The following is a 15,491-nucleotide window of genomic DNA, read 5'->3' as shown; positions in this document are numbered from 1 at the left end:
ATCAGATCGTCATTAAATTTAACGCGTGTTTTTTAAGGATCTGAAAATATGTGCTGATGAAAAGTAGTTTATAAACGACCGGTTAAAAACGAACAGCGACCTATTTCAGCCCGGTTACAATCCAAAAAGGTCTTGTTCTTTCTTTGTCATCCCTTCCTTTTATCTGCTCTGTGAGTGGCGTGGGATCAATATTTATAAAGCCTGATTTTCGGAAAAGGGCTTTCACTTCATTAATATCGTAAAAATTAAAATCAGCCTGTGTCCAGGGCAGGTCTGCACCAAATTCTTTTTCAACAAACGCGAGCGTAAATATCCCTCCTGTTCTCAATACGCGGTAAATTTGCTCAAAATAATACATTGGATTCTTCCAGAAGTAAATGGTATTGACTGTTATGCAGCAATCAAAAAAGCCGTTTTCAAAATTTAGATTACCATTTTCTTCTTCAGGCAGAAACTTTGCGGCGCCTTCTTTTATTTTTAAGTTCAGTTTCGATTCGGCTTCCCTCACCTGCACTTCAGAACCAATCCCATAGTAACTGATTTTTTTTCCCTTGTTTAGAAGATATTTCAGATGTGAAGTATTTTTAAAGCCCAATTCCAGTACGAAAGAATGATCTGCCAGCTTTAATTGTTCTACTAGGATAAAAGCTGCATCATTTAAAGGTAGCATCATCTCATGTCCTGATTCTTTTTCTTTCATCTGAATAGGGACGCACATTTTATTGCCTGCTTTTTTATAAGTTATTTGTGTCTCTGTCATTATTTATTAATTCTGCACTTATACATTAGTGGTTTGAACTGATGGCGGTTTGCTGCAAAATTGATTAATAGCAGGTAACGGGATTTACAAAAAAGGGATTTTCTTTTACAAGAAATGTAAATTTTTAAAATCGTCTGTTATAGTTTCGTTTTTTTTGTCATAATTGTAATTATGGGAATTAATGTGAGCAAAAGCCAAGACAGCTGGAAAGAGGTAGGAGGTAGCTTTAAAAAGCTTCCCCGGCAAGAAAACTACCTTAAAGAGAGAAGAGACAGATATAATTTTTCCTTTAGTGACGCTGAAGTGTTTCAGATCAATACCAGAGACTTATATATTGTATACACCGATAGTTTGTTCAAACAACATCAGCTGCATTTTCGTCCGGATGGCAATGTGCCAGATATGGTCAAATTACGCTTTACCCTGTCTGGCAGTGGTAACATTTACAATCAGGTCAATAAACAACAATATCTATTTCGTTCCAACCAGCAGAACATCATTTATATGCCCGAGCTTGAGGGCACTGGTGAATATGATACGACCTGCAACTACCGGTTCTTTGAAGTGCATTTTACCAAAGAAAAATTTCTACAAATCGCTGAGAATTCCAGCGGTCTCCTGCAGGTTTTAGCAGACCGGCTGGATGGTGGGCAGTTTGCACAGATCCACAAGCAAAGCCTGCCGATCTCCTGGGCGATGCAGAACTGCATCCATGAAATTATCCACTGTAGCTATACCGGAAAATTAAAACTTTTGTTTATTGAGTCTAAATGTACAGAATTACTTGTGCTTCAGGCGGAAGCATTTGAAAAATCAGTGACCAAAAACAACAATTTACTGCATTTATCTGCCTATGATATAAACTGCATTTATGCGGCAAGAGATTATCTGATCGAGAATATTAATGAGCCACCAGGCATGGCGCAACTTGTCAAGTTATGTGGCATTAATGAATTTAAATTGAAACAGGGATTTAAGAACCAGTTTGACAAAAGTATATTTGCCTATGTGAGTGATCACAAGTTGAACCAGGCCAAAGAGCTCCTCTTAGAAGGCCATTCTATAAAATCTGTTGCATTTCAATTGGGATACTCATCTGTTCAGCATTTTGGCAATGCTTTCAGAAAAAAGTTTGCAGTTTCGCCTGGAAAGCTTAAAGTATAAAACCTGCGGATTTATATAAAGTCAGGATTAATCCCGGTGCGTAAGATTCCTGCAAGCGCTACTGTCTTAACAATATCTCGTCAACGAATGTAGGCGATCAATAAGTAAGGGCTTTTAAAGCTAAGGCGGTGAACTACCCACTCATATGGTGGCCATTATGATATACCAGATCACCTTTATTTCTGTGGTCTATAGCCTTCAGGCCCGTCGGAATTGATATTAATTCACCAAAAAAACAAATACCTGCAAATTATTGATTTGCAGGTATTTATTTTTTTTGGACCTCAGAATTTAGGATTGGCTATTATATAATAATTTACGGTATCAGCAGCTTCCCTGATTTCTTGTACCCAACATTAAGGTTATGGCTGAAGTGTAAATATAGCCTCGTTTTGCCTGTTTAAAAATTTCTTACTGAATTTGTTGGCTTCTGCTATAGTTAGCTTTTTTAACGCGGTTTTTGTTTGAAGAACATCCGGTAAAGAACCATTATCTTCCAGCTTTGATTGTACATAATCCACCCAAAACCCATTTGATTGCATAGCCACATCATTAGCCAAAATTTGTTCCGCCACAAATTTTCTAAGTTCATCATGAGTTAATCCGGATGATGACAGCTTAGAAATTTCATCATTAGTAGCTGCAATCAAATGCTCAACCCTTCCTGGCTCACAATCAAAGGATATATTTAAAACAAAGAAATTAATCGGTAATTTTGATTTACTAACGGAAACCTGCGGAGAATAAACGCCACTTTCTACTTCCCTTAATCTGCTGGTTAACCTCATTTGTATAGCAGATTGTAATAAATCGAGATATAGGTTGCTCTCCTCCTGATAATTATATTCCCCACTCAGAACAAGCTGTACCGTTGCCTTATTAATTGTCCTTCCCCTTAAATCTTTCCTGATCTTTCCCTTTGGATACCGGATTTTAAGGTCTTTTGCTTCCTCCTTGCCACTCCCAACAGGCAGACTACCTAAATACTGGCAAACCAGGTTCTTAAGGGAATCAACATTGAAATTTCCACTGAAAACATAAGTAAAGTCGCCTGGATTTGCAAAACGCATCAGAAATATCTCGCGAATTCTGTTCTCCTTAATTTTATCAAAATCTTCTAATCCGGTAGGTTTTCTTCGTTCGTTATAGCCGGATAACACGTAAGTGACGGTGTCAGCCAAAGCACGTTCAGGATTTTGAGTACGATTTCTGAATGCTGATTTTGACTGAGAAATTATCCTTGAAAATATTTTGGGGTCTAACCTTGGGTTCGTGTGGTAGAGGTATAACATTTCAAATGCCGTCCTAAGATCTGCAGTTGAACTCATTCCTTCAAACCCTTCAGATCTGTCTCCGATATAAGGCTGCACTTCAACCGCTTTTTTATTGAGCATACTTTCCATCTCACTCGGGTTAAACTGGCCAAGGCCACTGCTTTTGATAAAAGCGGTTGCATTTTTAACGGTTGGAAAATCTGCATTGCTGTAGAGAGAGGTTCCGCCTTTGCTAAAAGCGGCAAATTGTACCTGATTATTTTTAAAGCTGGTTGGCTTAGCATAAATGTTCATCCCGTTAGCCAGTTGCCAGTGGTACATTCCAAGCAAGGGTATGGAATCTTCATTTATCATTTTCCCGGGCTGAGGAGATTGAGAAATCAGCTGATCAGGTTCATTCTGCCTTTCATAAGGCTTGATCTCAATTTTTTCAACAGTGCTGATCCAGGCATTAAGTAATTGCTGATCTGGCATCTTATCTTCAATTGCCTTCGGACTAAGTACAATGATTGATTGATCTGCACTGCTGAAGTATTCTTGAAAATATTCACCTATTTGTTTCGTATCAATGGCATTAATGTTCAGCTTTACTAAACGGTTTCGCTCCTCAATGGTGAGGTAAGCATCACCTTTCAGAAAATGCTGGAGATAAGCTTCTGCATAATCAGCAGATTTCACATTGCTACTTTCAGACAAAGCTATTTCCATGGAACGGGCAAGCCGATCGCTGGCAGATCGAATCTCTTCTGCAGAAAACCCAAACCGTTTAATCCGCTCTACTTCAGTCCAAAAACCAATAAAACCGGCGTTAACCTTTTCAGGATCCAAAACTACACTCATGCTAAGCGCATCAATGTTAGCGATCAGTGGCGAGATGGATGCATTCGCACCAAGATAGGCAGGAGAATCATCGCTATACACCTTTTGAAATCTTTTTGCAAGAAGCATATTTGTTAACTTTTCCGTCAATTCTCTTTTAAAATCACGTTCGCTTGTCAATGTAAACCCCTCTTTTTTGAAATAAAATTGAATAGTAGCCTGACCAAGCTGTGCTTCACTAAGCTTAATAAAATCCTTTTCTGTCTTCAACTTTACCTTATATTCAGGGCGGGCAACCGGTTTATCAGCGGGTTTGAGATCTGAAAAAAGGTCCTTGATCTGCTTTTCTACTGCATTTACATCAATATCTCCTACTACAATTAACGCCTGAAGATCAGGCCGGTACCATTTTTTATAGAAATTCCTGGCAATTGATACATCAGCACTCAATACCACATTATCCGTCCCGATAGGCATTCGCGCTGCAAATCTGGAGTGGTTGTACAAGATAGGCCGGTAAACTTCTGCCAGTTTGGTACCCGTATTTGTCCGGAGTCTTCTTTCTTCCTGGATCACTCCCCTTTCACGTTCAAACTCACTCTTACTCATAGTAGCATCCGCTGCCCAATCACGCATGATTTGCATGGCATTACCCCACAATTTCGGATCTCCGGTAGGTATAGGCAATTGATAAACAGTTTCATTAAAGCCGGTATAAGCATTCAGATCTGCACCAAATTTAACTCCTGCAAGCTCCAGGTAACTAATCAGTTCATTTTTAGGAAAATGCTTTGTTCCATTGAAATTCATATGCTCAATAAAATGAGCTATCCCGCGTTCGTTATCCTCCTCGAGGATTGAACCTACCTTATTGGCTAAGAATAAGGTGGCACGTCCGGCAGGGGTAGCATTCTTTTTTAAATAGTAACGAAAGCCGTTTTTTAAAACACCTGTTTTTACAGTTGGATCGTTGGTAATAGCTACTTCTTGCCCTAGTACAATTTGATAAAAGCATACCAGGGCCAATATTGTTGATGTGATTATTTTAGTCATTAATCTTTATATTTTATGTTAGCATCCATTTCTGATCTACAAGCTATCGCTTGATCAGGAAATTCACCTACCTTCTCTTTCTGGATATCAGCATCAAGGAAACAGACACGGCAATAAGCCCGGGTAAAATAGCCAGCATGGCCCATTTTATCCATTTAATCTCCTCATCACTCACCAATATATGATTATCAACTGGTTGAGGACGGGTGGTATCAATAGGAAACTGCCCCTTGCTAAACCATCCCAAGAGTTCTGTTACGAAAGTAAAATTAATGGCACGAGGGTTTGTCCTCACCATCTCCGCATTACTCATAAAGTCTGCATCCCCAATAATAAACATGCGTTGTTCTGTTCCAGACTGTTTACGGCGCAATGCGTACGCAATAGGAAAAGATTTCTTATTCTCGTTTTTTCGTAGATCTACTAACTCACTCGTCTTGTCTGCGGCTAAACCATCAATCTGCCAGGTATCTGCGGCCTGGGTAACCAGAACAGGCAGATTTTCAAAACGATTACCCGGCAGTTGCTCCAGTACGGCTGCCGTTGGTGTAGTCACGAATGCAGTATCTTTATTCACAAAACTGCTATTTTTAACTAGTTTGGTCCAGTTCTTTATCGCTAACCCGCCCAATATAAATGACGGATCAAAGTTTTTACTTTTCTGAACGAGCATACCAGGGGCAAGTTTTGTATTCAGCAAGGCAAGAACCGGATTAGAAATCACCGCACTGCCTGGCTCAACAGCGATAAGCATATTTCCACCTGCAGCAATGTAATTGGTTAGATTTTTAATTTCTTTGGGATTTAAAGAGGTGATGGCATCAGCCAATACGAGAATGTCAACATGTTTAATTAGTGCAGTATCTTCTAAACTAACTTGCTTCACATCAAAGCCCTGATTAATGAGTGAATAACGAAAAGCAATTTCATTGGTTGAAACCTGGTAGTCACGATCGCCGGAACGGGTAATGTCTCGCTCGCGATGACCTGTTGAAAAGCCAACCCGCGGCGGGTTAACAATCAGGCGTTTCAGTGCGGCAGAAATCTCTTTTTCAGATGGAGTCTTGAATAAATCATCAAAGATTCTCAGCATGGTGCTTTTTCCTTTATAAGCAACCACCCGGACAACTCTATTTCGTTCTGGCTTAAGATCTATTCGTTTAGCAATCTGTTCCGGACGAAGCAATGTTTCAAAATCTAAATCACTTGCCTTCGCAACCTTTCTTGCTAATTGCTCATCGCTCAAGCCAGGATTTTCCTGATATAGCCGCTCATTTGTGGAATGATCCCAATAAAGCACATAATCCATACGCATATACGGCATATAACGAAAATACATGTCGAAGTTCTTCTTATCAGCGTTTAGATAAGATGGAAGGCCCATGTAATAGTTTTCATCAAGTAAGTTTACATAGGTAGTTATGGAAACGGGCTCGTCAAACTTTGCAATTATCTTTCTACTTTCCAGGGTCAGTGTGCGGCGATGGTTAGCCGTCATATCAGCATAAGCAATGAGCTGAGGCCGGGAACTTAAATAGCCCAATAAAAGCATACTCACTACCAGTAAGGTATACTTCAACATTTTAGCTGAAAGACTTACCGTTCGCCGCTCAAACTGGAGTTTTAATAAGGTTAGACCCAAAAACAACACGATAACGATCAGGAAATAAAAAACATCATTGGTAGACAGCAGGCCATTAATCGATTCCTCTGCCCTTCCGTTAATAGACAAAAAGTAAGTGATATCCCTGACAAAGTTGATATCTTGCCACAAGGTGCCTACGAAGTTAAGCATTGCCAGAACAACAAGGGTGCTAATGGCAGCCACAACCTGATAACTGGTAAGGCTAGACATAAATAAACCAATGGCAGAGTAAGCACAAATTAACAGGTAAAGCCCGATGATTCCCGAGAGAATGAATAAAAAATCTGCATTTTCAACTGTAAACATGGTAATTGCGCCTAACAGAAGCAAACAACCCATCAGCATCAGGCAATAGATAATCATTGCCAGGTACTTTCCTCCAACAATGTCAACCATTCTGATGGGTGAAGAATACAATAGCTTGATTGACCCGCTGTGGGTTTCCCGGCTAATCAGTCCCATGGTAAGTAAAGGAATATATAGATACAGGTATTCCTGCACCTGAGGAAATAGTGACCGGAAACCCGCAAAGATGATATTGGTCAGATCAGTTGCCTGCTGTCCCATTTGTTGTGCCTGTTCCATGCGCTCCAGCATGGAAGCATATAGCCAACCCGTCTGGAAGATGAAAACAAGCAGAACTATCCAGGCTACAGGAGAATAAAATAGCAAGCTAAGTTCTATCTTCGCAATCCTTAATATATTTTTCATTTTATTTCAAATTATCTTTGTACAAACTGCCGCCCGTACTTCATGAAGTAAAGTCACAGCAGGTACAATGTTTTTCTTATGATGATTTCTGATTGGACAGTTGGGCAAAAATCTGATCCAGTGAACTTTTTTCAAGCGAAATTTCAGACATCCGCCAGCCATATTCTACACTTGCCCGAATTAAACGTTCGGTTATGCTTTGCACATCGGCAAAATGGATTCTGAAACGGGTGCTACTGATGGCCACAACACTTTGTACCCCATCAAAATTTTGAAGCGTGCTGATTGCCGGAGGATTTAAAAGCGTCATGACTAAACTATCCGGCTGAATGTAGTTATTGAATGCATCCATGGTGTCAGAAAATACCATTTTCCCATTATCAATCATTTTAATCTGACTACAGGTTGCCTGAATTTCAGAAAGGATATGCGAAGAAAAGATCACGCATTTTTCTTCTCCAACTTCCCTGATCAACTTTCGGACCTCAAAAATTTGATTTGGATCTAATCCGTTGGTGGGTTCATCCAGCACCACAAGTTTTGGTTCATGAATAATCGCCTGTGCAATGCCCACCCGCTGCTTGTATCCTCCTGAAAGATTCGATATTAAACGATTACGAAAATGCGCGACTCCACATTTTGCCATCGCTTTATCAACTGAAGAAGGCACATCTTTTTTATCTATAAGCCTTAAATGTGCACACTGCGTAAGATATTCATGAACGGTAAGCTCCATATGAAGCGGGGCGTTCTGAGGCAAAAACCCGATCAGCTTCTTTGCCGATATGGGATCATCCTGCATGTTATACCCTCCTATTTTCACTAAGCCCCGGGTCTGATTCAGCACCCCGCACATGATATTCATGGTAGTAGACTTCCCCGCACCATTTGATCCCAGCAAACCAAATACACCCAGCTCACTGATTTCTAAATTGATATCTTCTATCGCCCAGGATGCGCCATAGCGGTGCGAAAGATTATTAATCTTTACAATATTGTTTTCCATTAAATTTGTGGTTTTGTTTCATTGGCCTGCAAAGAATACCGAAACTTGTAAATTATCTGTAGCCCTGATTTTGGGTTAAATTTGGATTCGCATCAATAGCTGTTTGAGGGATTGGATACAACTGCGCAAAACTTCGCCAGGTTCCGGGCTTTGCTAAGGCCATCACAGCATCAATTGTACGTGATCTTCTTAAGCTGAGCCAACGGTCGCCACGCTCGCAAAAAAATTCTATCCTTCGCTCCTTTACTACTGCATCTGCTAAGTCTGATCCAGCTGGTAATGGAGAAATACCCGCTCTCAACCGAATAGTGTTTAAATCCGCTATTGCGTTCGCATTATTTCCAAGAGCAACATTTGCTTCTGCTCTCAGCAAATACATTTCTGCCAGGCGTAAAACAGTCGGCGCCTCTGTTCGCGTTGACTGAGTGGCCGAATCAAAATTGTAATTTTGGTATTTGAAAGGCTGTTGCGCCGTTACACCATTAAGTGTTACCTCCTTAATCCATGCGGTTCGCCTTAAGTCTCCTGGTTCAAAAGCACGGAGCAAAGCTGGAGTCAGGCTAAACCTTACTGAAAAAGAAGACGGACTGCTCACAAATTCCTGTCCCTCATTGGTGTAGCCTGAAGTGGCACTTAACGCCGAGCCGAGCTGTAAAATTGCTTCGCGTGAGTTTACTAAAAATACATTACCAAGCTGATTGCCAGGCAACAAAGTATATAAATCAGTGCGATCAATCACTTCACTGGCATTTGTAACGGCATTTTGCCAGTTACCTACTTGCAGATATGCTTTTGCAAGTAATGCGCTGGCTGCACTTTTATTCACCTGAAGTCTGCTCCCTGATAATCCGTTGGTTACATAGGCCTCTGCTAAATTGGCTTTTGCTGCCCTAAGGTCCAGAATAATCTGCGCGTATACGGCTGCGAAAGGTGTTTTCGGAAGTAAGGCGGTTTCAGTTATATCAGTTGAAAGTACAAGCGGAACATCTCCGAAAAGATTTGCCAGTTGCATGTAACAATATGCCCGCATGGCTAAAGCTTCTCCGGTAATTTGTTTAGCCAAAGTTTGGGGTACTACAGTGTTATTATTTAATCCGGCAATAATACTATTGAATTGATAGATGCTGGTATAGCTATCCGCCCAGATATCGGATATTAAACTGCTTGTTTGTGCTTCATAAGTATTGTTTTGAAGTACATTATATCTTGTCGCTCCGGATAAGGAAACCATTTCATCTGCGGCAAGCGCATTGATCAGGGTGAGGTTTAAGCTATAAGTCTGCGACTGTGTCATGCCCGAATAGGCACCTGATAATGCAGCCATTGCTGTTTCCGAAGATCCAAAAACAACCGAAGAAGGACGTTCATTGCTAGGTGGATCAATGTTTAATAACTTTTTACAGCTTGTACTTGTAAACACCATCACCGCAATTAGCGCTATAGTAAAGAATTTATTGTTCATGGTCATTCTGTTTAAAAGGTAAATTGTAATACACCAACTATCGTTCTCAACGGTGGCAAGTTTAATCCCCTGAATTCAGGATCAAAGCCTTCATAATTTGTAATTGTAAAAAGATTTTGCCCCTGCAACTGAAATCTGAGATTCTGCAGCTTTAATCTTTTCAACCATTTACCCCTGAAATCATAAGAAACACTTGCATTTTTAAGCCTGATAAATGAGGCGTCTTTATATATGGCATCCGAACTAGTGTAATTGCTATAGGCATCATAAGCATTATCAAAGTTACTGGTGATTTGCGGTTGATTACTCAGACCGGAATTGACGTATTCCAGAATAGGACCGGAAGCAGCATTGTTCATGAATCCGGGAGGAAAGAAAGATTCCGACAATATGGTTCGGGCTGTTTGTTTTACAAACTGGAAAAGAAAATCTACAGTTATCCCTTTATAAGATAATGTATTTGATACACCGCCATAAAATTTTGGCTGTGAACTGCCAGCGAAATACCTGTCACCTCTCCCCGTTTCAAGAAAGCCAACATTGATCGATCCGTTCCCGTTCAGATCTGCAACGGTAGGCAAACCAGTGGTTGGGTCCATTCCGGTATATTGATAAACCAGATTACTCGTTAACGGCCTGCCTACCAAATATCTGGAATAGTAAGATGTATTTTCTATATTAGGGAAAGACAATAGTTTATTGCTGTTCACAGAGAAATTGATGTTTGTACTCCAACTGAAGTCTTTACTTTTGATGTTCTGTGAAGAAAGGGTAATTTCCAATCCTTTATTTTCAACAGTTGCAGGTAAATTTCCCTGATAACTTGAAAACCCTGCCTGGATACTTAAAGGAAAGCTTACCAGTTGGTTTCCGGTTACGTTTCGATAGTATGCGGCTGTTAAGGAAATCCTGTCTTTAAAAAAACCCAGATCAATCGCTACCTCTAGTTTTTTTGTCTCTTCCCACCTGTAGGCATCGTTTGCAATCCTTACCGGAGTAAGTCCATTGATTCCATTATATTGATAGGGCACAGAAACATAAGAATCCAGGTATTGGTAATCACCAATTTGATCACTTCCAACAATTCCATAACTTCCTCTTAGTTTTCCAAAACTTAGCACCGATAATTCCTTGGCAAATTTTTCCTCGGTAAAAATCCATGCTGCACCTACCGAACCAAAGTTTCCGTAACGGGAGTTCGGACCGAAACGAGATGATCCGTCTCTTCTAAAATTCAGATTGACTATATATTTACTTTCCCAGTTGTAATTAACCCTGGCAAATACTGATGCATATTTGTATTGGCTGGAACTACTTGAAACGCTTACCGTATTGGCAGAGGCAAGATCTGTCAGGAAAGCATCAGAAGCAAAACCCCTTGCAAGCGTATAATAAGGCTGATTAGAATTTTGCGATTGCCATGTGCCGCCAATCATGGTCGTTAATTTGCCTTTTAAGATGTTACGGTTATAATTTAATTGTGGCTCTATGATGTAATTGGTAGTATTATTATTTACAAACATACTGCTGGACTCATTGGTACTTACCCCGGGATCCATCGAAGACATGGGATTAATTCTGGATTGATCCATATCAGACCTGCTAAAACCCAAAGACGTTTTGAAGCTTAAACCTTCCAGAATATGGTAATTAAGCACCATATTGGTTAAGAGCGTATTCGTCTTATTATCCTGTAGCTGACGAAGTTGCCCAAGCGGGTTAACCGGAATTCCGAAAGCAACCCCACTCCAGTATAAGCTTCCATCAGGATTGTATAATGGATAATTTGGCGGAAGATTATAAGCTGCGGAAGTAAGGTCGAGCACAGAAATATTATTCTGTTCTGCACTGTAGATGGCAGAAATGTTCACTTCAAACTTCCGATCTAAGCTAAGGTGGCCTACATTGAGGTTGGCAGCCGTTCGCTTATATCCCTGATCTTTGGTAAACACATTTCCCTGGCGCCAGTGCGTTCCGCTAATGCGAAAATTGGTACGCTCATCCCCACCTCCAAGCGCAAGGTTTGCTTCAGTCATATTCGCCGTATTGCCAATAAGCAATTTCTGAAAATCGGTTTGCGCACCCTGATCCCAACGGGTTAAATCGAAAGCAGAATCATCTATCGGATTAACTCCGGTATTTACATAAGCCTGGCGGCGGATTGCAAGGTAATCTTGTACATTTAAGGTATTCACAAAGTGACTTACTTCTGAAACACCATGTTTAACTATTCCATCAAGCGTGGTTTTACCTGCTTTGCCCTTCTTCGTGGTGATGAGCACGACACCATTTGCACCTCTCGATCCATAAATGGCAGTTGCATCAGCATCCTTTAGAATATTAATGCTTTCAATATCAGCAGGATTTATACTATTTAAAGGACTCGTTGATCCATTCGCAGCATCAAGCGAATTGCCTGTTTGTGCATTAACCGCCTCAGCTAAATAAGGAACGCCATCTACTATAAATAAAGGATTGTTTCTTCCTGCAATCGAATTGGTACCCCTAATGGTAAACACCATTGGTGCTCCCGGAGAACCGTTTCCCTGTGTAATGTAAACCCCTGCTACCCTACCCTGCAAGGCCGCTGCCGGATTAGAAGCAGGTGTTCTTTCCAGTTCTTTAGCAGTTATGCCCATATCTGAACCTGTACTGGTCCGTCTCGATGCCGTTCCATATCCAATCACATTTACCTCATCCAATCTTCCGGGATCAGGCTCCAGCCTGGATACAATTTGCTGGCCGTTACTGGCAAGAACTGATTTATTCTTATAGCCGATATAGGTGAATAAAATTAAGGTTGCGCTGTTGGGTATCCCGATTTGGTAAATCCCCTTCGAATCTGTAAAAGCAATATTGGTTGCATTGTTGAGGTGCACAGATACGCCCGGAAGTGGTTTCCCTATCTCATCGAGTACAATACCGCTTTGTAAAAAGCCCCTTTCTGCAACGCCTTCTGCTTTAGCATTGGATGTAGGCTGGCTTTGCCTGGCGGGATTACTTTTTAAGATGACAAATTTATTATCGACCATTTCGTAACTGATTTCATATTGTCTCAGTATTTTTTCTAAAACAGTAGAGAAGGTTTCGGTCTGAAAATTGCCGTTTATTTTTTTTCCCTTATTGATAAGGGCTTCATTGTATACAAACTTAACTTTAGTTTGAAGTTCTAAATCTGCAATAATCTGCTCTAAAGAATAATTAGTAAATGCAATGCTGATTTTCTTTTCGGAAATGGATTGTGCGAAAGATTGCAGTTGCAATAAAAGCAAGGTGAAAAGCAGCAGGGATGGCAGCTTAAATTTGCCGGTTTTTTGCGATGGTTCGATCGCAGGTTTCACTGGCAATATATGGACACGGAATTTCCATGTCAAATATTTTTTGTACATTTGTTTGGTTTGTTTATTTGAGAAAGTAAGAAAAAAGCCAAAATCGTTAGTGTTGTCGCACTGGCGTTTGAGCTGACAGGTTGGGGTTATTTATACCATCAAAAACAGCCCCCTCCTGTTAGTTTTATTTTGTTATCATCAATTTTATAGTTTGCATTGATAGCGCTGCATAAAATCTGCAAAGATTTGTTGAGTGATAAATTAGTTAAGTCTGCAGTAATCACACAAGCGTTATACTCACCGGTATAGCCTTCAAATTTTATATTGAACTTTTGCTCGAAGCGTAACATAATTTCCTCAAAAGGGACTTTATCGAAAGCCATATCATATTGCGTACCTGAAGTAAGGGTTTTGATTTTATCTCCTTTACCCTCTTCCTTAAATTGTTCTACCTTACCCACCAAAGCTTTAAAGCTTTGATTTGCCTGAACAAAGTATATTTCGTTTCTACCATCCTGACGATTGTTGGAAACTTCAACTTTCCCGGTTAAAACATCGATATCATATTCATTATTCCCCGTTCCCGACCGAAGGTTGAAACTCGTTCCCAATACGGTGGTGGTGAAACTTCCAGACTTAATTTTGAATGGCCAACGTTTGTTGTGAGCGATTTCGAAAAATGCTTCTCCATTTAAAACAACTTCTCGTTCGTTCTTTGCAAAGTCTTCCGGAAAAGATAGCTTGCTATTCTTTTTAAGCCAAACAATACTGCTATCGGGGAGGATAATTCTTTTTGTACTTCCATTACTTTCCACCTGGTGTACAGTGGCCATATTTTCTTTTGTTTGTTTATTGTTTATGAAATAAAGGGAAATTCCAGCAACAATCAGTATAGCCGCTGCAACCCCTGCCCATAGCGGATTTAAGAAAAAACTCCGTTTTTCACGTATCCCCAGGGTATACTGAATACTGTTAAACATTTTTAATTTGGTGTTTTGCTCATCTCCATCAATCTCTAAATTTTCTGGAAGCGGCTGATCATACCAATCGTCAAGCTCTTTTTGCTCAACTTCATTCAGCTGCTTCTTTTTCCATTTTAGAATTAAGAATTTTATATGTTCGGGAACAGACATGTTGAATTGGTTTGGTTGATTTATTATAATAGCGTGTAATTTTGAAGCGAACACGTACGCTGACTGAAAATAAAAAACAAAAATCCCTGTTATTTATTTAAAAATTCAAAAAAAACCAATAATATATAGGAATTATAATCTTTAAATGAACTTTTCAGCACGCGAATGGCTTTACTGATTTGTGTTTCGACTGTTCGATGGGATATTTTGAGTTCTGAGGCTATATTTTTCGCACTCAAACCCTCGTTTCGGCTCATTTTAAATATAAGACGACATTTTTCCGGCAATTTATCGATAACGACATTAATCTGCGACTGTAGTTCTTTCATTTCAAGCGAATGAAATTCTTCATCTTGTATCCAAAGGTCAAAATTTTCTGAACCTTCGAGCGAAATATCATTTCTTCTATGCTTTTGTTTAGCAATAAAACTAAGAATCTCATATCTTAAAGATGCAAAAACGTAAGTTTTGAAGGTAAACAACAATTGGATCTTCTGGCGGCGATGCCAGATGCTGATAAACAACTCCTGAACTACTTCTTCTGCGTCCTCCTTGTTTTTCAGCCTGGCAAAGGCCTTAGCAAGCAAAGCCTTCCAATACCGGTCATAAAGTTCAGAAAAAGCCGATATGTCTCCATTTGCTGACATTGAAAGCAACAACTCATCGGATTCATTCGGGTATCTATTCATTTACCTATCACACTAAAACCCCTAATATAGATAAATTACTTCGTACTAAAACAGAATGCAATGAGCAGGGCCTGGTTAGCTGCATAGCGTTCGTCTATTAAAAAGGTTTTCGCTTAACCATGTTAACTTTATAAACAAAGGCCTGCTTCTCAGCATTGCCGGCTGGTAGATAAATATTCGTTTTCCTCCGCATCGCTCACTGCCAGCCATAAAAAACCAGGCATTTAAACCAGATGGTGATCCTATAAAATAACACGCCTGTTATTATTGCTAACATTCGTCATCTGACTGCCCCGATACCTTGAAATTCCACAAAAAAAACCAATGGCTCCAACTAAATATCAGAAGTGAAAACACCTGAATTTAAATCGTTTTGCTTATACTTCATGGTAAGTATGAGAAAGTTTACAACTTAGCTAAAAAAAATGCTTTCGTTGCTTAAAAGA

Annotated in this window: 9 protein-coding genes; 1 reads left to right on the top strand and 8 read right to left on the bottom strand. The window is 39.9% G+C overall.

Annotated elements, in window-relative coordinates:
* Positions 1–100: 100 nt before the first annotated feature.
* Positions 101–760 carry a class I SAM-dependent methyltransferase gene (locus GJU39_RS06630; protein WP_154279913.1) on the bottom strand — a complete coding sequence of 220 codons (660 nt, stop codon included), beginning with the start codon at positions 758–760 and terminating at the stop codon, positions 101–103.
* 183 nt (positions 761–943) lie between these two features.
* Between GJU39_RS06630 and GJU39_RS24185 the strand changes: the two genes are divergently transcribed.
* Positions 944–1,924, top strand: a complete 981-nt coding sequence (locus GJU39_RS24185) for a helix-turn-helix domain-containing protein (RefSeq protein WP_167515659.1) — start codon at positions 944–946, stop codon at positions 1,922–1,924.
* A 362-nt stretch (positions 1,925–2,286) separates the two neighbouring features.
* Here the strand turns inward: GJU39_RS24185 and GJU39_RS06620 are convergent, their stop codons facing one another.
* The 7 genes from GJU39_RS06620 to GJU39_RS06590 form a co-directional block, all read right to left on the bottom strand.
* Positions 2,287–5,070 carry a M16 family metallopeptidase gene (locus tag GJU39_RS06620; RefSeq protein ID WP_154279911.1) on the bottom strand — a complete coding sequence of 928 codons (2,784 nt, stop codon included), beginning with the start codon at positions 5,068–5,070 and terminating at the stop codon, positions 2,287–2,289.
* Between the two features lie 67 nt (positions 5,071–5,137).
* The gene (locus tag GJU39_RS06615) at positions 5,138–7,426 is read right to left on the bottom strand and encodes a Gldg family protein (RefSeq protein ID WP_154279910.1); all 2,289 of its coding nucleotides are present in this window, start codon (positions 7,424–7,426) and stop codon (positions 5,138–5,140) included.
* 76 nt (positions 7,427–7,502) lie between these two features.
* Positions 7,503–8,432, bottom strand: a complete 930-nt coding sequence (locus GJU39_RS06610) for an ABC transporter ATP-binding protein (RefSeq protein WP_154279909.1) — start codon at positions 8,430–8,432, stop codon at positions 7,503–7,505.
* A 52-nt stretch (positions 8,433–8,484) separates the two neighbouring features.
* Positions 8,485–9,894: a RagB/SusD family nutrient uptake outer membrane protein gene (locus tag GJU39_RS06605; RefSeq protein WP_167515658.1), complete on the bottom strand. Its 1,410-nt coding sequence runs from the start codon at positions 9,892–9,894 to the stop codon at positions 8,485–8,487.
* A gap of 11 nt (positions 9,895–9,905) precedes the next feature.
* Positions 9,906–13,283 (bottom strand): SusC/RagA family TonB-linked outer membrane protein, encoded by a 3,378-nt coding sequence (locus GJU39_RS06600; protein WP_154279907.1) that lies wholly within the window; start codon positions 13,281–13,283, stop codon positions 9,906–9,908.
* A 98-nt stretch (positions 13,284–13,381) separates the two neighbouring features.
* Positions 13,382–14,356 (bottom strand): FecR family protein, encoded by a 975-nt coding sequence (locus GJU39_RS06595; protein WP_154279906.1) that lies wholly within the window; start codon positions 14,354–14,356, stop codon positions 13,382–13,384.
* Positions 14,357–14,445: 89 nt separating this feature from the next.
* On the bottom strand, positions 14,446–15,045 hold the full coding sequence (locus GJU39_RS06590) for an RNA polymerase sigma-70 factor (RefSeq protein ID WP_154279905.1): 600 nt from the start codon (positions 15,043–15,045) through the stop codon (positions 14,446–14,448).
* Between the last annotated feature and the right edge of the window lie 446 nt (positions 15,046–15,491).

Origin of the sequence: Pedobacter petrophilus, assembly GCF_009674725.1 — a bacterium.
Lineage (GTDB): Bacteria > Bacteroidota > Bacteroidia > Sphingobacteriales > Sphingobacteriaceae > Pedobacter > Pedobacter petrophilus.
This window is presented reverse-complemented; position numbering and strand designations above follow the sequence as displayed.